The organism is Billgrantia endophytica (assembly GCF_002879615.1).
GTDB lineage: Bacteria > Pseudomonadota > Gammaproteobacteria > Pseudomonadales > Halomonadaceae > Halomonas > Halomonas endophytica.
On the sequence record NZ_PNRF01000024.1, the window covers coordinates 13534 to 31657 of the forward strand.

General features: G+C 62.5%; 15 protein-coding genes. 10 read left to right on the forward strand and 5 right to left on the reverse strand.

The window, feature by feature from the left end; translation table 11 throughout:
* Positions 1 to 108: 108 nt before the first annotated feature.
* The 7 genes from C1H69_RS11775 (at position 109) to rpsA (ending at position 10704) form a co-directional block, all read left to right on the forward strand.
* A complete protein-coding gene (locus C1H69_RS11775; RefSeq protein WP_102653607.1) occupies positions 109 to 543 on the forward strand; it encodes an acyl-CoA thioesterase in 435 nt (144 codons plus the stop codon).
* A gap of 145 nt (positions 544 to 688) precedes the next feature.
* Positions 689 to 3442, forward strand: coding sequence for a DNA gyrase subunit A (gene gyrA, locus C1H69_RS11780; RefSeq protein WP_102653608.1), 2754 nt, complete (start codon positions 689 to 691; stop codon positions 3440 to 3442).
* A gap of 188 nt (positions 3443 to 3630) precedes the next feature.
* Complete coding sequence (serC, locus tag C1H69_RS11785) at positions 3631 to 4749, forward strand: 3-phosphoserine/phosphohydroxythreonine transaminase (protein WP_102653609.1); 1119 nt, start codon at positions 3631 to 3633, stop codon at positions 4747 to 4749.
* A 3-nt stretch (positions 4750 to 4752) separates the two neighbouring features.
* On the forward strand, positions 4753 to 5844 hold the full coding sequence (pheA, locus tag C1H69_RS11790; RefSeq protein ID WP_102653610.1) for a prephenate dehydratase: 1092 nt from the start codon (positions 4753 to 4755) through the stop codon (positions 5842 to 5844).
* A gap of 23 nt (positions 5845 to 5867) precedes the next feature.
* Positions 5868 to 8159, forward strand: a complete 2292-nt coding sequence (locus C1H69_RS11795) for a bifunctional prephenate dehydrogenase/3-phosphoshikimate 1-carboxyvinyltransferase (RefSeq protein WP_102653611.1) — start codon at positions 5868 to 5870, stop codon at positions 8157 to 8159.
* Positions 8156 to 8848, forward strand: a complete 693-nt coding sequence (gene cmk / locus C1H69_RS11800; protein WP_102653612.1) for a (d)CMP kinase — start codon at positions 8156 to 8158, stop codon at positions 8846 to 8848. The genes C1H69_RS11795 and cmk overlap by 4 nt, the downstream gene beginning before the upstream one ends.
* Positions 8849 to 9027: 179 nt before the next feature.
* Entirely contained in the window at positions 9028 to 10704 is a 1677-nt protein-coding gene (gene rpsA / locus C1H69_RS11805; RefSeq protein ID WP_102653613.1) for a 30S ribosomal protein S1, read from the forward strand.
* A 122-nt stretch (positions 10705 to 10826) separates the two neighbouring features.
* Here the strand turns inward: rpsA and rimO are convergent, their stop codons facing one another.
* Positions 10827 to 12182 (reverse strand): 30S ribosomal protein S12 methylthiotransferase RimO, encoded by a 1356-nt coding sequence (gene rimO, locus C1H69_RS11810; RefSeq protein ID WP_102653614.1) that lies wholly within the window; start codon positions 12180 to 12182, stop codon positions 10827 to 10829.
* 137 nt (positions 12183 to 12319) lie between these two features.
* Here rimO and C1H69_RS11815 point away from each other — a divergent pair, with 137 nt between their 5' ends.
* The 3 genes from C1H69_RS11815 (at position 12320) to C1H69_RS11825 (ending at position 13831) form a co-directional block, all read left to right on the forward strand.
* Positions 12320 to 12730 carry an SRPBCC family protein gene (locus C1H69_RS11815; RefSeq protein WP_102653615.1) on the forward strand — a complete coding sequence of 137 codons (411 nt, stop codon included), beginning with the start codon at positions 12320 to 12322 and terminating at the stop codon, positions 12728 to 12730.
* 168 nt (positions 12731 to 12898) lie between these two features.
* On the forward strand, positions 12899 to 13090 hold the full coding sequence (locus C1H69_RS11820) for a hypothetical protein (RefSeq protein ID WP_102653616.1): 192 nt from the start codon (positions 12899 to 12901) through the stop codon (positions 13088 to 13090).
* Between the two features lie 129 nt (positions 13091 to 13219).
* Positions 13220 to 13831: a TVP38/TMEM64 family protein gene (locus C1H69_RS11825; RefSeq protein WP_240609917.1), complete on the forward strand. Its 612-nt coding sequence runs from the start codon at positions 13220 to 13222 to the stop codon at positions 13829 to 13831.
* A 9-nt stretch (positions 13832 to 13840) separates the two neighbouring features.
* Here the strand turns inward: C1H69_RS11825 and C1H69_RS11830 are convergent, their stop codons facing one another.
* The 4 genes from C1H69_RS11830 to C1H69_RS11845 form a co-directional block, all read right to left on the reverse strand.
* A complete protein-coding gene (locus tag C1H69_RS11830) occupies positions 13841 to 15388 on the reverse strand; it encodes a sensor domain-containing diguanylate cyclase (protein ID WP_102653618.1) in 1548 nt (515 codons plus the stop codon).
* Between the two features lie 65 nt (positions 15389 to 15453).
* Positions 15454 to 15690 (reverse strand): DUF2789 domain-containing protein, encoded by a 237-nt coding sequence (locus tag C1H69_RS11835; RefSeq protein ID WP_102653619.1) that lies wholly within the window; start codon positions 15688 to 15690, stop codon positions 15454 to 15456.
* Between the two features lie 95 nt (positions 15691 to 15785).
* On the reverse strand, positions 15786 to 16838 hold the full coding sequence (locus C1H69_RS11840) for an asparaginase (protein WP_102653620.1): 1053 nt from the start codon (positions 16836 to 16838) through the stop codon (positions 15786 to 15788).
* Between the two features lie 67 nt (positions 16839 to 16905).
* Positions 16906 to 18117 (reverse strand): efflux RND transporter periplasmic adaptor subunit, encoded by a 1212-nt coding sequence (locus C1H69_RS11845; protein WP_205738473.1) that lies wholly within the window; start codon positions 18115 to 18117, stop codon positions 16906 to 16908.
* Positions 18118 to 18124 lie beyond the last annotated feature (7 nt).

Consider the following 18124-nt stretch of genomic DNA (forward strand, 5'->3'; position numbering starts at 1 on the left):
TCCAGTGCCCCGGCAAAGACAGGGCAATCTGAATTTCAAACTCTTGTTTGAATTTCGTGGGTGAAGGCGCCTAGAATCGAGGCTGCACGTCACACGAGGAGAACATTGATGGATTCCCGCTTGTCCCGCGTCACCCTGCGTATCAGGGGCTACCACCTGGATGGCTATGGCCATGTCAACAACGCCCGCTATCTGGAGTTCATGGAGGAGGGGCGTTGGGGGTACTTCGACGATCGTCCCGATGTGGCCCGGCTGTTCGCCAGCGGCAACCCCGCGCTGGTCGCCGTGAACCTCAACATCAACTACCGGCTCGCCGCCGTGGCGGGGGATGACCTGGAAGTGCTGACTCGCCTGGCGGAGCTGGGCGGCCGTAGTGCTCGCATGCACCAGGAGATTCGCCGCATACGGGATGGCAAGGTGGTCGCCGATGCCAATCTGACATTCGTGCTGCTCGATGTGAAGGCCAACCAGTCGCTCGCCATCGAGGGTGAGTACCGCGAGGCACTGGCCCCATTGGTCATGGGCGATGAAGGCGTTGCCTGAGCTTCGCTCATAATCGGCTTTCTCTGACAGGGCCCCGCTGCCTTTGCGCTGTTGGCGATGATATGATGTAAGGCTGTCATGGTGCGCCGTGCTATTCGCATAGGGACGCGCCAACACTGCTGCAGTGCAAAGGATTCGACGACCCATGGGTGACATCGCCAGAGAGATTCTGCCAGTCAATATCGAGGACGAACTCAAGCAATCGTATCTCGATTACGCGATGAGCGTGATTATCGGCCGGGCGTTGCCCGACGTGCGCGACGGCCTGAAGCCAGTGCATCGGCGTGTACTGTTTGCCATGCACGAGCTGAGCAACGACTGGAACAAACCCTACAAGAAATCGGCCCGCGTAGTCGGTGATGTCATCGGTAAGTATCACCCCCATGGTGACAGCGCCGTCTACGACACCATCGTTCGCATGGCCCAGCATTTCTCCATGCGTCACGTGCTGGTCGATGGGCAGGGTAACTTCGGTTCCATCGATGGCGACAACGCTGCCGCGATGCGTTATACCGAGGTGCGCATGGCGCGGCTCGCTCACGAGCTGCTGGCGGACCTTGAGAAGGACACGGTCGACTGGGTCGACAACTATGACGGTACCGAGCGCATCCCGGATGTGCTGCCCACCAAGGTGCCCAACCTGCTGATCAATGGCTCCTCGGGCATCGCCGTCGGGATGGCCACCAATATTCCGCCCCACAACATGGTGGAAATCATCAGCGGCTGCCTGGCCCTGATCGACGACTACACCCTCACCGTCGATGACCTGATGGCGTATATCCCCGGCCCGGATTTCCCCACGGGGGCCATCATCAATGGTCGCGCCGGGATTCTCGAGGCCTATCGTACCGGGCGGGGGCGCATCTATGTGCGTGCCTGTCATACCATCGAACACGATGACAAGACCGGGCGCGACCATATCATCGTTACCGAGCTGCCTTATCAGGTGAACAAGGCGCGGTTGATCGAGAAGATCGCCGAGCTGGTGAAGGACAAGAAGATAGAGGGCATTGCCGAGCTGCGCGACGAATCCGACAAGGACGGGCTGCGCGTGGTGATCGAGGTCAAGCGGGGTGAGTCTGGCGAGGTGGTGGTCAACAACCTCTTCGCTCAGACCCAGCTGCAGAATGTCTTCGGCATCAATATGGTCGCCATCGAGGATGGTCAGCCCAAGATCCTCAATCTCAAGGAGATCCTCGAAGCCTTCATTCGCCACCGCCGCGAAGTCGTGACCCGCCGTACCTTGTTCGAGCTGAAGAAGGCCCGCGAGCGTGGCCATATTCTTGAAGGCCTCGCCGTGGCCATCTCCAATATCGACGAGGTGATCGAGCTGATCAAGGCCTCGCCGAGTGCCGCCGAGGCCAAGGAGAAGCTGCTCGACAAGGTATGGCCGCCGGGCCAGGTTACCGCCATGCTGGAGCGGGCGGGCGCGACCTCCTGCAAGCCGGAAGAGCTGGAGGAAGGGTTTGGCCTCAATCGGACCGGTAGCGAATATCGCCTCTCCCCGGCCCAGGCCCAGGCCATTCTCGAGCTTCGCCTGCATCGCCTGACCGGGCTGGAAACCGAGAAGCTGCTCGACGAGTACCTGAGCATCCTGGAGCGTATCGCTGAACTGATGACGATCCTGGCGTCCAGTGAGCGCCTGCTCGAAGTGATCCGTGAGGAACTGGCTGCCGTGCGCGACCAGTTCGGCGATGAACGCCGGACCGAGATCCAGGCCAGCCACCTCGATCTTTCCATCGAGGACCTGATCGCCGAGGAGGACATGGTGGTCACGGTCTCCCGGACCGGTTACGCCAAGACCCAGCCGCTATCCGACTACCAGGCCCAGCGTCGTGGCGGCCGCGGCAAGTCCGCCACGGCCATGAAGGACGAGGACGTCATCGAGCACCTGCTGGTCGCCTCGACCCACGATACCGTGCTGCTGTTCTCCAACAGGGGCAAGGTCTACTGGCTCAAGGTCTACGAGATGCCCAACGCCAGCCGTGGCTCCCGGGGCAAGCCGCTGGTCAACATGCTGCCGTTGGACGAGGGAGAGGCGATCAACGCCATCCTGCCGGTGCGTGAGTATCGGGAAGACAGCTATATCTTCTTCGCGACCGCCAAGGGTACTGTCAAGCGTACCAGCCTGGATCAGTTCTCGCGGCCACGCAGTGTCGGCCTGATCGCCATCGACCTGGAGGAGGGCGACCGCCTGGTCGGAGCCGCGATTACCTCGGGTTCCGACCACGCCATGCTGCTGTCCTCCAACGGCAAGGCGATTCGTTTCGAAGAGGGCAATGTGCGTGCCATGGGGCGTACTGCCCGCGGTGTGCGCGGCATGCGCCTGCTGGGCGGTGCCGAAGTCATCAGTCTCATCATCCCGCAGAGTCAGCAGATCGATGCCGAAGCGGATGCCGAAACCGAGATCGAAGAGGGTATCGAGATCGAATCCGGTAATGGCAACGGCAATGGCAACGGCGGTCAGATCTACATCCTCACCGCCAGCGAGAACGGCTATGGCAAGCGCACGCGCCTCGAAGAGTTCCCGCTGCGCGGCCGTGGTGGCCAGGGCGTGATTGCCATGCAGACGAGTGAACGCAACGGTTCGCTCGTTGCTGCGATGCAGGTCTATTCGGCCGACGAGATGATGCTGATCACCGATAGGGGCACCCTGGTGCGCACTCGCGTCGATGAGGTCTCGATCACGTCCCGTAATACACAGGGCGTGATGCTGATTCGTCTCGGAAACGACGAAAAGCTGGTCAAGACCGTGCGCGTCGACGAGCCCGAGGAGGTCGGTGACATCGAAGACGCCGACGCTGACGACGCCGATATTCAGGGAGCCGCCGTTCAGGATGTCGACGACGCTCAGGGTACCGACATTCAGGACACCGACGACGCCGACAAGGACGATTGAGAGCGTATTTAACCGGGGAGCGATGAGCTGTTCCGGCGACAAGCCTTCGCGAGGGCGCTGTAAACCCGTCCATGGGCGCTACTTTTGCCATCCATGGCAAAAGACCCTCGCTTCGCCTTGTCCCCGGCGCTCATCTCGCTCAACGCATAGCCTTGAGCACTAAAAGGCCAGAACGGAACACCACGCTGATGACACGCCACTATAACTTCTGCGCCGGTCCCGCGGCGCTACCGGCTCCAGTCCTGGAGCGGGCTCGCGATGAGCTGCTGGACTATCAGGGGCGCGGGCTCTCCGTCATGGAGATGAGCCACCGGTCGCCAGAGTTCGTCGCCATCGCCAAGCAGGCCGAGGCCGACCTGCGCGAGCTGCTTGCCGTGCCCGACGATTACCGGGTGCTGTTCCTGCAGGGTGGCGCCAGTCTGCAGTTCTCGATGGTGCCCATGAACCTGCTGGGCAATGGCGGCAGCGCGAACTTCCTTTATACCGGTATCTGGGGCAAGAAGGCGCTTGCCGAAGCGAAGAAGCTTGGCTTCGCGACCCACCTGGCCGGCTCGAGTGAAGCCAGCCGGCATACCGAAGCGCCGCAGCGGGCGGATATCGAACTGGCCGCGGATGCCGCCTACCTCCACTATACCGCCAACGAGACGATCGGCGGCCTGGAGTTCGATTATGTGCCGGGTGACGAAGAGGGTGGGCTGCACCGGGACGATGGCAAGGTGGTGCCGCTGGTTTGCGACCTGTCATCCAGCATCCTGTCGGGTCCGCTTGATGTGTCGAAGTTCGGGGTGATTTATGCCGGTGCCCAGAAGAACATCGGTCCCGCGGGCCTGACCCTGGTGCTCGTGCGCGACGACCTGCTGGATCGCCGTTGCGAGCGGATTCCCGGCTTGTTCGAGTATCGGGCCATGGCCGAGGCCGGCTCCATGATCAATACGCCGCCCACCTTCGCCTGGTATCTCGCCGGCCTGGTCTTCCAGTGGCTGAAGCGGGACATCGGCGGGCTCGAGGCCATGGACGCCATCAACAGCCGCAAGGCCGCCAAGCTCTATGCGGCCATCGACGGCAGCGGGCTGTTCTCCAATCCTATCGCCCTGCGCAACCGCTCACGGATGAACGTACCCTTCGTGCTGGCCGACGAGCGACTCGACAAGCCGTTCCTCGCGGAAGCCGAGGAGGCCGGGCTGCTGAACCTCAAGGGGCATCGCAGCGTCGGCGGCATGCGTGCCAGCCTGTACAACGCCGTGCCAGAAGCCGCCGTGGATGCTCTCATCGACTTCATGGCCGATTTCGAGAAGCGAAGGGGATAACACATGAGCGATACCCCCACCAATCTGGATGCGCTGCGGGAGCGCATCGACAGCCTGGACAACGACATACTGAGGCTGATCAGTGCCCGGGCGGAGTGTGCCAAGCAGGTCGCCGAGGTGAAAACCAGGAGCGACCCCGACTCCGTCTTCTACCGGCCGGAGCGCGAAGCCCAGGTGCTGAGGCGCATCATGGAGCTCAATACCGGTCCACTGGACAGCGAGGAAATGGCGCGACTGTTTCGCGAGATCATGTCCGCCTGCCTGGCGCTGGAGCAGCCCATCAAGGTTGCCTACCTCGGCCCCGAGGGCACCTTCACCCAGCAGGCGGCCCTCAAGCATTTCGGGGAGAGTGCGGTGAGTCTGCCGATGGCGGCCATCGACGAGGTGTTCCGCGAAGTGGAGGCCGGTGCCGTCAACTATGGCGTGGTGCCGGTGGAGAATTCCACCGAGGGCGTGATCAGCCACACCCTGGACTCCTTCATGGACTCCTCGATCCGCATCTGCGGCGAGGTGGTGTTGCGTATTCACCATCATCTGTTGGTATCGGAGGCAACGCTGCGGGACAAGGTGTCGCGTATCTACTCGCACCCCCAGTCCTTTGCCCAGTGTCGCAAGTGGCTGGACGCCCACTACCCCCGTGCCGAACGGGTGCCGGTGTCGTCGAATGCCGAAGCCGCCAGGATGATCAAGGGTGAATGGCACAGCGCAGCCATCGCCGGGGACATGGCGGCCAATCTGTATGAGTTGGAAAAGATTTCCGAGAAGATCGAGGACCGTCCGGACAATTCGACGCGCTTTCTCATCATCGGCAGTCAGCACGTGCCCATGTCCGGAGAGGACAAGACCTCGGTGGTCGTGGCCATGCGCAACCAACCCGGTGCGCTCCATGAGTTGCTCGAGCCCTTCCACCGGCACCATATCGACCTGACGCGCCTGGAAACACGCCCCTCGCGCACCGGCATGTGGAACTATGTGTTCTTCATCGACTTCAAGGGTCACGTCGACGAGCCCCGGGTTGCGGCGGTGCTGGAGGAAGTTCGCCTGAGAGCCGCCGAACTCAAGGTGCTGGGTTCCTACCCGATGGGCGTGCTCTAGGCGTGGTGGGCGTCGCAACGGAAATGGGTGGGGTCCGAGAGTCCCGGATACTGATCGTCGGCCTGGGGCTGATCGGCGGGTCCCTGGCTGCTGCTCTGCGTGCTGCCGGCTATGGTCTCGAGAATCGGCCGGGCGAGATCGTGGCCTGTGATCCGGATGCCGGCGAGATAGCGCTCGGGATCGAAATGGGTTTGATCGATGGGGGCGACACTCGACTCGCGCCGCTGGTCGAAGGGGCTTCGTTGATCGTGCTGGCCGTGCCGGTGCTGGCCATGGAAAGCGTCATGGTGGAGCTGGCCGGGGTATTGCCGGGCGGGTCCCTCGATGGTACAGCACCCGGGGTCGTGGTGACCGACGTGGGCAGCACCAAGGCGGCCATTCGCGACTGTGCGCTTCGCGCGTTCGGTCGTTTGCCTGCGGGCCTGGTGCTGGGCCACCCCATTGCCGGCTCGGAGAAGAGCGGCGTCGTCGCCTCCAATCCGCGGCTCTACGCCAATCACAAGGTGATCCTGACACCTGTCCCGGAGACCGCTCCGGCTGCCGTTGACCGGGTGCGTGCACTCTGGCGCGCCTGTCGGGCCGAGATACTGGAGATGGAGGTCGAACGACATGATCAGGTGCTGGCCCGGACCAGCCATCTGCCCCATCTCCTGGCCTTCTCCCTGGTCGATACCCTGGCGCGCCAGGATGAGCGACTGGATATCTTTCGCTATGCCGCCGGGGGCTTTCGCGACTTTACCCGTATTGCCGGCAGCGATCCGGTGATGTGGCGGGACATCTTCATTGCCAACCGCGACGCGGTTCTGGCTTCCCTGGACGATTTCGAAGCGGGTGTGTCGCGCCTTCGCCAGGCAGTGGAAGCGGGCGATGGCGATGCCATGCTGGCCATCTTCGACCGAGCCAGCCATGCGCGGCACTACTTCGACTCTCTCCTGAATCAGACCAGCTATCAGGCGGAATACCAGATGCAGCAACAAGGCAGACTCACCTTTCTGGCCAGCCCGGGCGGGCGTGTCGCCGGACGCATTCGCGTGCCCGGCGACAAGTCGATTTCCCACCGTTCGATCATGCTCGGAGCCCTCGCCGAGGGGGTGACGGAAGTGAAGGGATTCCTGGAAGGGGAGGACAGTCTGGCCACCCTGCAGGCGTTCCGCGAGATGGGTGTCGCCATCGAAGGGCCTCATCAGGGGCGGGTCATCGTCCATGGCGTGGGCATGCACGGGCTCAAGGCACCTTCAGGGCCCCTCTATGTCGGTAATGCCGGCACCGCCATGCGCCTGTTTGCCGGGCTTCTGGCCGGGCAGGCCTTCGATACCGAGTTGATCGGCGACGCCTCCCTGACCAAGCGCCCCATGGGGCGTGTGGCCGACCCGCTACGCCTGATGGGGGCCGTCATCGATACCGCCGAAGGCGGTCGTCCGCCGCTGAAGATCCGTGGAGGACAGCGCCTGAAGGGCATCGACTACGATATGCCCATGGCCAGCGCGCAGGTGAAATCCTGCCTGCTCCTGGCCGGTCTCTATGCCGATGGCGAAACCCGGGTGCGTGAGCCGGCACCGACCCGCGACCACACCGAGCGCATGCTGGCCGGCTTCGGCTACGAGGTGCACCGCAAGGGCGATACCTGCTGGCTCGAGGGCGGTGGCACACTCGCCGCGGCGCCGATCGACGTGCCCTCGGACATTTCATCGGCCACCTTCTTCCTGGTGGCGGCCGCCATTACCCCGGGTTCCAATCTCGTGCTCGAGCACGTTGGGATCAACCCGACGCGTATCGGTGTGATCAACGTGCTCAAGCTCATGGGCGCCGATCTGTGGTTAGTCAACGAGCATGAAGTGGGGGGCGAGCCGGTGGCCGACCTGCACATCCGCTATGCGCCGCTGCATGGTATCGATATCCCCGAGGACCAGGTGCCGCTGGCTATCGACGAATTCCCGGCCCTTTTCATCGCTGCCGCCAGTGCCATCGGCACCACCCGGTTGCGTGGCGCGGAAGAGCTGCGGGTCAAGGAATCCGATCGCATTCAGGCCATGGCCGATGGCCTGGCCGCCATTGGCGTCGAGCATACCGTGCTGGAAGATGGCATCGATATCGTCGGGGCCGGCGAGCGGGAAGTGGCCTACGGCGGCGGGCGCATCGACAGCCTTGGCGACCACCGTATCGCCATGGCCTTCGTGATCGCGTCGCTGCGGGCCGGTGACGAGATCATCATCGATGATTGTGCCAACGTGGCGACCTCGTTTCCCGGCTTCACGGCGCTGGCGCGCACCGTTGGGCTGAAGGTAAGGGAAGAGACGGATGAGGTGGCGCCATGAGCGATGATACCGCCGCGGTGTTGACCCTGGATGGCCCTGGCGGGGCCGGCAAGGGCACCATCAGCCGTTTGATCGCCGCTCGCCTGGGATGGCACCTGCTGGATAGCGGCGCCCTGTATCGTCTCACGGCCCTGGCGGCGCAGCGACATGGTGTGGCGCTTGACGATGAGCCGGCCCTGGCCCGGCAGGCGGCAGGGCTCGACGTGGTCTTCCTGGCCGAGGGGGAAAGCACGCGAGTGCTGCTCGAGGGCGATGACGTCACGCGTGAGATCCGAACCGAGCAGGTGGGCGATACGGCCTCCCAGGTGGCCTCGCTGCCCGCGGTGCGTCAGGCTCTGTTGCAGCGTCAGCGGGACTTCCGCCGCTCGCCTGGCCTGGTGGCCGATGGCCGCGACATGGGGACCGTGGTCTTCCCCGACGCGGAGCTCAAGGTATTCCTCACCGCCAGCCCCGAGGAGCGGGCGCGGCGGCGCCACCTTCAGTTGCAGGAAGCAGGGTTGGATGCTAGTCTATCGAGTCTTTTGAAGGAGATTCAGGCACGCGATGCACGCGATATGCAGCGCAGCGTGGCTCCGCTCGTACCGGCGCATGACGCCATCGAGCTGGATACCACGAGCCTGAACATACCGGAAGTGGTGGAACGGTTGACGGAGTGGCTGGCCGAACGCGGCCTCACCCGGCAGACTTGATCTCCCTTGCGGCGCCCCCGTCAGGATGTGATGGCATGGCCGAGCAGCCCTTTCACTGAAAGCTCGCCCAGGTCGAACCGGCGCTAACATTCCCGGGGGTTTGGCAAATTAGGCCCGCACTCGCTGGTGGTGCGGAGAAGGCGGCGACGCCTCAACACCGTTGATCACGTAGGAAAATCATGAGCGAAAGCTTTGCTGAACTGTTTGAACAGTCACTCCAGGACATCAACATGGAGCCGGGCGCCATCGTCACGGCCACTGTTGTCGACATCGAAGGTGACTGGGTCACCGTCAATGCCGGCCTGAAGTCCGAAGGACAGATTCCCGTAGCTCAGTTCCGCGACGAAAGTGGCGAACTGAACATTGCGATCGGCGACGAAGTCAGCGTCGCCCTGGAAGCCGTTGAAGACGGTTTCGGCGAGACGCGTCTGTCTCGCGAGAAGGCCAAACGCGCCGAAGCCTGGAAGGTGCTGGAAGCGGCCTTCGACAAGGAAGAGATCGTCAAGGGCGTGATCAACGGCAAGGTGAAAGGCGGTTTTACCGTCGATATCGATTCCATTCGTGCCTTCCTGCCGGGTTCCCTGGTCGACGTGCGTCCGGTGCGCGATACCACGCACCTTGAGCACAAGGAACTCGACTTCAAGGTCATCAAGCTCGATCCGAAGCGCAACAACGTCGTCGTTTCCCGCCGTGCCGTACTCGAGGCCGAGAACAGCGCCGAGCGTGAAGCCCTGCTCGCCACCCTGCAGGAAGGCCAGCAGATCATCGGTATCGTCAAGAACCTGACCGATTACGGTGCCTTCGTTGACCTGGGTGGCGTCGATGGCCTGCTGCATATCACCGACATGGCCTGGAAGCGCATCAAGCACCCGAGCGAAATCGTGGCCGTCGGCGACGAGATCAATGTCAAGGTGCTCAAGTTCGACCGCGAGCGCAATCGCGTTTCCCTGGGTCTGAAGCAACTGGGTGAAGACCCCTGGGTCAACATCAAGGAGCGCTATCCCGAGAGCACCGTGGTCACGGCCCGTGTCACCAACCTTACCGACTACGGCTGTTTCGCCGAGCTGGAAGAGGGTGTCGAAGGCCTGGTTCACGTCTCCGAGATGGACTGGACCAACAAGAACATCCATCCTTCCAAGGTCGTCAATATTGGCGACGAAGTGGAAGTCATGATCCTGGACATCGACGAAGAGCGTCGTCGTATTTCCCTGGGTATCAAGCAGTGCACCGCGAATCCGTGGGAAACCTTCAACGCCCAGTACAACAAGGGCGATCGTGTTTCCGGTACCATCAAGTCGATCACCGACTTCGGTATCTTCATCGGTCTGGAAGGCGGCATCGACGGCCTGGTTCACCTCTCCGACCTGTCATGGTCCGAAACCGGTGAAGAAGCCGTTCGTCGCTTCAAGAAGGGCGACGAAGCGGAAGCCGTCATCCTCTCCATCGATCCGGAGCGTGAGCGCATCTCCCTGGGTATCAAGCAGCTCGATACCGATCCGGTTGCCGAGTACCTCGCCGTCAACGACAAGGGCTCCATCGTGTCGGGTCGTGTGATCGAGATCGATGCCAAGGAAGCCCACGTCGAGCTCGCGACTGACGTCGTCGCCATCCTCAAGGCGTCCGAGATCAGCGCCGATCGCGTCGAAGACGCTCGCAACGTGCTGAACGAAGGCGATACCGTCGAGGCCCGTATCGTTGGCGTCGATCGCAAGAACCGTGCGATCAGCCTTTCGATCAAGGCGAAGGACCAGGACGACACCCGTCAGAATCTGAAGAAACTGCGTGAAGAGAACGTCGAAGCGGGTGGCCCGACCACCATCGGCGACCTGATCAAGCAGCAGATGGGTCAGGACTGATCTGTCGCGGCCCCGGTTATCCGGGGCCGCACGGAACGGTTGACGAAAACGCCGCCTCGGCTAACCGAGGCGGCGTTTTCTTGTGACACAACGCTGAAGAGCCGCTTTGCGCCGTCAGGCTATTACAGGGCATTGACGAATTTCAGTGGCTGAGAGGTTGTCATGACCTCGGCCCAGAGGTCGTATTCGTCGGCATGGGTCACCCGGGCACGTACCACTTCGCCCGGTGTAAGGGTATGTTTGGCTTCCAGGAATACCATGCCGTCGATGTCGGGCGCATCCGCCTCACTGCGGCCAACCGGCCCTTCCGCGTCGACTTCGTCCACCAGCACCTCGATTTCCCGGCCGATCTTCTGCTGCAGGCGAGCGGCGGAAATTTCCTGCTGATGGGCCATGAAGCGTTCCCAGCGCTCCTGTTTCACGTCATCGGGTACCGGCTCCAGGCCAAGTTCATTGGCCGGAGCGCCATCCACTGGGGAGTATTGGAAGCAGCCAACGCGGTCGAGCTGTGCGTCGCCGAGCCAGTCGAGCAGGTACTGGAAATCCTCCTCGGTTTCACCTGGGAAGCCGACGATAAAGGTGGAACGGACCGTCAGCTCGGGGCAGGTTTCACGCCAACGCTTGATGCGCTCGAGTGTCCTGTCCTCGAAGGCGGGACGCTTCATGGCCTTCAGTACCCTGGGGCTCGCATGCTGGAAGGGGATGTCCAGATAGGGCAGGATCTTGCCCTCGGCCATCAGCGGGATCAGCTCGTCCACATGGGGGTAGGGGTAGACGTAGTGAAGTCGGATCCGAATGCCCAGCTCGGCCAGTGCCTCGCACAGCTCGGTGAGGCGAGCCTTGACCGGCCGGCCGCGCCACTCCTGTTCAACGTAGCGCAGGTCGACGCCATAGGCGCTGGTATCCTGGGAGATGACCAGTAGCTCCTTGACGCCGGCCCGAGCCAGGCTCTCGGCCTCCCTGAGCACGTCACCCACGGGCCGACTGACCAGCTTGCCGCGCATGGAGGGAATGATGCAGAAGCTGCAGGAGTGATTGCAGCCCTCGGAGATCTTCAAATAGGCGTAGTGACGGGGCGTGAGCTTGATGCCCTGGGGTGGAACGAGGTCGATGAGTGGGTCATGGGCGGTATTGGCGGGAGCGGCATCATGCACGGCACCCACCACCTTTTCGTATTGCTGGGGGCCGGTGACCGCCAATACGCTGGGATGCACGTTACGGATGGCCGCCTCGTCGACGCCCATGCAACCGGTCACGATGACCCTGCCATTTTCGGCGATGGCTTCACCGATGGCCTCCAGTGACTCGGCCTTGGCGCTATCGATGAAGCCGCAGGTATTGACCACGACCACGTCGGCATCATCATAGCTGGGTACGATTTCATAACCCTCGGTACGCAACTGGGTCAGAATGCGTTCGGAATCCACCAGCGCCTTGGGGCAACCCAGTGAGACAAAACCGACCTTGGGTGTGGACATCAAAAACCTCACAGGATAAAGCTGGGGCTGCCAGGTATCCGAGCCGCATTGGCCGCCGCCCGGTCGCGTGGCAGGGCAGTCGAGCCCTGATAGTCGAAGGCGAATTCTAGCGTCGTCCAGGAGTATAGGGAACCGTCATGGCAACTATTGAACACAGTGCAATCCTCAAGGCCCCGCCGGAGCGGGTCTTTGCCCTGCTGGAGCGGGTGGAGGATTTCGTTGATTACTCCGACCTGATCAAGGACATCGAATCGTTGGGCGAAGAGCGCTATCGCTGGCACGTGCATGCGGTCGGGATGGACTGGACCTTCGACGTGGCCATCACCGAGTCCCGGGCGCCGGAAGTGCTGGCGTGGGAATCGATTGAAGGGGTGCGCAACCAGGGGTGCTATCGACTCACCCCCGTAGAAGAGGGCACCAGAGTGGTGCTGACCCTGACCTATGCCATTCGCAACCGTCTGGTGGAAAAAGCCGTGGCGCGGGCTGCCAGGCCCCTGGTCAACAAGGTCAGCCGGCAAATCCTGGATCGCGTCGAGGCGCGGCTGTAAGGTGAGCTGGCGCCGTAGGCCGCTTTCCCACCCTGTTGGAGCCGCCTGGTTCGACGCTTCGACTTTTCGTACAAGACCTGGTGTCGTTAGGACGCTATCTTTTCCTTTTCTTCGCCAGGGGCTAGAATCGTTTCGACGAGGCCGCCGGTCTCCTTCGAGGATACAGCCGTGATCAAAGGGCTGCTGTTATGCCTGGCCATGTTGGTGGTGCAGTTGGGAATACTTCAGTATGTCGATCGGCGGGTTGCCGCCATGCCATTATTGGTCGATAGCACGGTGGATGAGAGGGCTGGGAATGGCGCGGCGGTAGAGCAGCCCTCTACGCGATTGCCTGGCCCTGATGGCAAGCGGGATGCCTGAAGCGCGTGACCCGAGACGAGGCGCGTGGCAACATGTGCTCCTTTGAACGGGCATGCGAGACAACCGATGCTACAAGATTTCTCATTGCGCCGACGCTGGAGATTGGTAGCTGTCGGGGCCAGCCTTCTCATGGCCGGTTATCTTTGGATCTGGCATTCGCCGGATTTCGTCGCTATCAAGCATTGGGCCGAAGAGGTCTCGCATCATCCGGTGGTGGTCATCGGAGTCATCCTGGTCATGGCGGTGACGCTGGCTTTCGGCTTGCCAGGCAGTATCGGGCTATGGCTGATTGCGCCTTTCTATCCACCGTTGGTGGCAACGCCCATGCTGATCCTTGGCAGCCTGGGCGGCGCCCTGGGGGCTTACCACCTTGCCGCCAGGATCGGGGATCGTTGGAACCCCAGGGGGCTCACGCGCAAGATCATGCGCATGCTGGAGCAGCGCAGCGACTTCCTGACCCAGTGCGCCCTGCGCGTATTGCCGGGGTTCCCTCATTCGGTGATCAATTTCGCCGCCGGGCTTCGCCGCCTACCGCTGCGCACCTTCGTGATAGCCGCCGTCGTCGGACTTGGCATCAAGTGGGCTGTCTATGCCAGCGCCATTCACGGTGCGCTGGAGGCGGTGGCCAAGGAGGAAGACATCATCAGTGCGGACATCGTGCTGCCATTGGTGGCATTGGCCGTGCTGCTGTTGATCGGTGCCTGGATGCGTCGTCGTGTGGAGGAGGGGCGCGAGGTATAGCCCCCTCGGTTATTCCTTGTAGTGAGCCACGCCATCCCTCCCGTCATGCTTGACGCCGTACATGGCCTTGTCGGCGGCGTCCACCATGGCGTTGGCATCCTTGAACTCGGCATCTTCCAGTGAGGCGATGCCGATCGAGGCGGTGACGTGCAGCGGTTCCCCTTCCGCCTGTGCCAGGGGCTGGGTATTCAGGTAGTGCCGTATCCTGTCGGCCAGGATGACGGCCTGGTCGCGCCGGGTGTGTGGCATGATGACGAGGAATTCCTCGCCGCCATAGCGTCCGGCGATGTCGCTTTCCCGCACCATATTGTCCAGTGCGGCGGAGAAGTGGATCAGCACCTCGTCGCCAAAGCGATGTCCATAGTGGTCGTTGATGCGCTTGAAGTGGTCCAGATCGATGAACATGACCGTTAGCGACTGCTGGGAAAGCCGTGAGCCTTCGAAGTGGTGATTCAGCAGTTTCTCCAGCCAGGGGCGATTGGCAAGCCGGGTCAGGTGGTCGGTGCGGTGTTGCTCGTCGAGTTCGACGTGGCTGGCATGGAGTGCCTCGAGCTCGCGCTGCTTCTCGGTGAGCCGGTGGTGGAGCCGGAGGTTCTGCTCGAAAAGCAGTTCCTTGGCTTCCGCCAGTAAGGCGACACTGTTCAGGTCCGGTGGGCAGGTGGCCTCGAAGAGTTCGGCCATCGAGGGGAGCCGGTGCTGGAGATCTTCCATGGCGGACACTACCAGCGCGATATCCAGGGATGCCAGGGGAGCCAATTGATGCAACAGGTTGCTGAAGGCTTGGGCCGGGGTGGGCGAGAGCCAGCTATCGGCAATCCGGCAGGAGAGGCGCAGGCATAGATTGCGTGGATTGCCGTCCATGAGGGGGCCGTGGCTTTCGATGATACCGGCGGCGAGATGGTGTGGCACTCCCCAGCCGACTGCCAGCCAGGCGCCGACCAGCGCGTGATCACAGCCGTAATGCCGTCGTTCGGTCTCACACAGCATCTCGTGATGGCGTACACCTGGGATGCGTTCTGTGTAGCCATTGGTATCGACGGCTTCGAGCGCCAATATGCCAATGTCCTGGATCAGTGCGGTGGTAAAGACCTGTCCGGTCTCGCGGGGGCAGAGCTGTTGTGCCAATTGCTGGGCAGACAGTGCTGCAATAATGGCGCGCTGCCATAGATAGTCGTATTCCAGCGTGTCGCTGGAGCCGGTGCGCGGCAGGCCAAAGCTCAACGCGGCGGCAAGGGTCGCATCGAGACCCAGGCGCGAGACGGCATCGAGGCAGGAGGTGACGCGATTGGTGCCGCGAGCATAGAAGGCGCTGTTGGCCAGCGCCAACAGTCGCATGGTCAAAGCCTGGTCCTGCTCGATTATCTTGGCAAAGTCGTTGAGGCACGGCTCCGGTGAGCGTGCAAGCCCTATGACACGGGCGGCCGCCGCGGGCAGGCTCGGGAGCGTGCGACAGGTGGCCAGGCGGTCACGAAGAAGATCGGGTAGGGAGGGGAGATCAGGAGCAGGCAAGCCAGTATCGGCATCGAGCTCTGCAATCGACGTCCTATCGAGAGGCATGATGGCTCCTGATGTAAACACTCGTTTGTTGTTTTTAAGTTACCTTAGCCAAACGGTCAAGAAATTTATATCTTCCGCAACGAGGCGTCCAGGTGATCGACCACTTCGGCCCAGTCGGCATCCTCATCCAAGGCATTGACGATAAATGCGGCCTGGGCTTCACTCCAGAACGGCGCTTCGTGAAGCTGCATGGTGTCCTGCAGCGGTGCGTGACGCTCAATGAAGTCCTTGATGGACTTCTCATCGGCAGGCAGGCCCAACTGCTCGAAAAGCTCGGTAAAATGATGGACAGGCTTTTCCATGGTATGACTCCAAGTGCCCAGGTAACCAAACAATAGCCGGTTTGCGCCTTATCCGCCTGATGCACTTCAACGGTGGTACTTGTCCTTTCGATTGCTCAACGCTCGCCAACCAGTGCAGTAAGGAAGCGTTCTCGACGTTCGGTATCGTCCAGCGGCTGGGCCAAGAGATGAATCAGTTTGGTCAAGGCGGCTTCCGGTGTCATGGCATCGGCCGACAGCACACCAGCCTGGGCCAGCCCTTGTCCCGCCGCATAGTGACCGATGTCGATGCTGCCACCGGGGCATTGGCTGACCGCGACAAGCAGTTTTCCTTCTCCGGTTGCCTTGGCCAGGACACCCAATAGATTCGGGTCCTCCGGTGCGTTGCCGCTACCCCACACTTCCAGCAGGGCCCCCCTGACCCGTTCATCCTCGAGCCAGGCAGACAGCTGCCAGGCCTGGACCCCTGGCCAGAGGGCGATGCGGACCACGCCACCGTTCGCCAGCGCTTCATAATCGGGCAGTTCGAAGCGCGGAGCCCCTCGCTGTTGCGCCGCCAGCCCTCGGCCTGGGAAGAGTATGGCATCGTTGTCGATTCGTCGGCCCAGATGCGGGTAATTGGGGCTGGCAAAGGCATCGGCGGATTCGCTGTGTATCTTGCGGGTCTTGACACCACGCATCAGCCGGCCGGCGAAGGCGACGGCCACCTCCTGCAGGCGGGGCTCCACGGCGAAGCGAAGGGCCAGTTCAATGTTGGCGAGCGCATCGCTGCCCTCGGCTTCCAGCGGCAACATGGCACCGGTTATCACGACCGGGCGGTCGAGGCCCTGAAGCTGGAAGGCGAGGCTGGATGCGGTCCATGAGAGCGTATCGGTGCCGTGCAGTATCACGACCCCCGCGTGCGCTGGCAGTTCGGCAGCGACTGCCCGGGCCAGGCGCTGCCAGTCGGCGGGCGTGGCGGAACTGGAGTCGATGGGGTCTGCGCTTTCATGAACCACGAACTCGGGCAGGCTGGCCTGCCGGGCAGGAGGCAGGGTCGACAGGGCGCGGCGCAGGCGGGAGTCGATATTGCCGCCGGGTGCCAGTCCTTGCGCCGTGGGAACCATGCCCAGTGTGCCGCCTGCATACAGAACCAGGACGGGGCGAGTGGTGTGGGAGGGCAGGCTCATGTCGGCTCCTGGTAACGTCATTGAGGATGCGTCGAGGTGGCCATGATAGCGGTTGGGCGGGAAAGTCTCACTCCTCCACCTTTACCCTGGCCCCGTGACTGACTTGCTCCCCCGGGTGATTGATGACGACCTCGCTCTCGGCGAGTCCGGAGAGAACCTGGGTGACCATGCCCTGTCGACGACCGATCTCCACCGTGCGGCGCGCGGCGCGCCCCTCCTCGACGACGAAAACGGTCCATGCGCCCTGGTGGCGAAATAGCGCGCTGGTGGGAATCTGCATCACCTCGTTCCCTTCCCAGACCAGAAAATCGGCATCGATGCGAAAGCCCTTGCCGAGGCCGAGCGCTTCAGGGTCCACGGATTCGGCGAAGTCGACGATGACCGGGACACGCTGTTCATCCACTCCCAGCGCCGAGATACGCGTGAAACCGGCAGGTTCGATGCGCCTGATTCGCCCCTCCAGTGCATCGCCTCCCCAGCCGCTGAAACGTACCGTCATTCCCGGGCGCAGGCGTACCGCATCCATGGAAAGCAGGTCCACCTGTACTTCGATATCTGTCGGCCGCCCAAGCTCCAGGATCGGCTCACCGGCTGCCACGCTGCCTTCACAGCAGCGATGGCGGGTGAGTACCACGCCCGAGATGGGGGCGCGTATTGCCAGCTCGGGGGTATCGTCGGGTTGGCTGCGCTGCCCGCTGACGACGTCCAGCATGGCGCGGGCGGCCTCCACCTCGAAGCGTGCCACCTCGACGTTGGAGGCCGCCGAATTTTCCAGGGCGCGTTGACGATCTCTCAGGTTCTGGCGGTGTTCCAGCTCGGCGTTCGAGATGAGATTGCGCTCATGGAGCTGCCGATGACGCTGATACTCCGCCTCGGCAAAACGTCGATCGGCGCGGGTGGTTTCCAGGTTGGCCTGGGTGGCCCGCCATCGGGCCTGGGCGGCCTGGAGGTTATCTTCGGCCTGCTGCCGTGAGCGTGCATCGAGCGCTGGCGCCGGGCTCGGTTCCAGGCGGAACAGGGTGTCGCCTTCCGCTACTGTATCGCCCACTTCGAGCATGACACGCTGCAGGTAGCCGGCGATGGGGGCCGAGACGTGCCAGGTGTCCCGCAGGCGGGTGCGACCCTCTTCGCTCACCGTTTCGGTGAAGGGGCCGACATTCACCGTGGCGATACTGACGGTGACGGGGGAAGGCCATAGGGCCCAGGCCAGCAGCCCGAGGGCGGCCAGTCCCAGGGCTGCGCCGATGAGGCGTTTGATGTGGCGTGTCATGGCTTTCATTTGTCGT

Excerpts from the sequence above, each read along its gene's own strand:
- C1H69_RS11815 (WP_102653615.1), top strand. The coding sequence starts at position 12,320 with ATGGCAACTATTGAACACAGTGCAATCCTCAAGGCCCCGCCGGAGCGG.
- C1H69_RS11845 (WP_205738473.1), bottom strand. The coding sequence starts at position 18,117 with ATGAAAGCCATGACACGCCACATCAAACGCCTCATCGGCGCAGCCCTG.
- serC (WP_102653609.1), top strand. The coding sequence starts at position 3,631 with ATGACACGCCACTATAACTTCTGCGCCGGTCCCGCGGCGCTACCGGCT.
- C1H69_RS11775 (WP_102653607.1), top strand. The coding sequence starts at position 109 with ATGGATTCCCGCTTGTCCCGCGTCACCCTGCGTATCAGGGGCTACCAC.
- rpsA (WP_102653613.1), top strand. The coding sequence starts at position 9,028 with ATGAGCGAAAGCTTTGCTGAACTGTTTGAACAGTCACTCCAGGACATC.
- rimO (WP_102653614.1), bottom strand. The coding sequence starts at position 12,182 with ATGTCCACACCCAAGGTCGGTTTTGTCTCACTGGGTTGCCCCAAGGCG.
- C1H69_RS11835 (WP_102653619.1), bottom strand. The coding sequence starts at position 15,690 with ATGGAAAAGCCTGTCCATCATTTTACCGAGCTTTTCGAGCAGTTGGGC.
- gyrA (WP_102653608.1), top strand. The coding sequence starts at position 689 with ATGGGTGACATCGCCAGAGAGATTCTGCCAGTCAATATCGAGGACGAA.
- C1H69_RS11840 (WP_102653620.1), bottom strand. The coding sequence starts at position 16,838 with ATGAGCCTGCCCTCCCACACCACTCGCCCCGTCCTGGTTCTGTATGCA.
- cmk (WP_102653612.1), top strand. The coding sequence starts at position 8,156 with ATGAGCGATGATACCGCCGCGGTGTTGACCCTGGATGGCCCTGGCGGG.
- C1H69_RS11825 (WP_240609917.1), top strand. The coding sequence starts at position 13,220 with ATGGCCGGTTATCTTTGGATCTGGCATTCGCCGGATTTCGTCGCTATC.
- C1H69_RS11795 (WP_102653611.1), top strand. The coding sequence starts at position 5,868 with ATGGGTGGGGTCCGAGAGTCCCGGATACTGATCGTCGGCCTGGGGCTG.
- C1H69_RS11830 (WP_102653618.1), bottom strand. The coding sequence starts at position 15,388 with ATGCCTCTCGATAGGACGTCGATTGCAGAGCTCGATGCCGATACTGGC.
- pheA (WP_102653610.1), top strand. The coding sequence starts at position 4,753 with ATGAGCGATACCCCCACCAATCTGGATGCGCTGCGGGAGCGCATCGAC.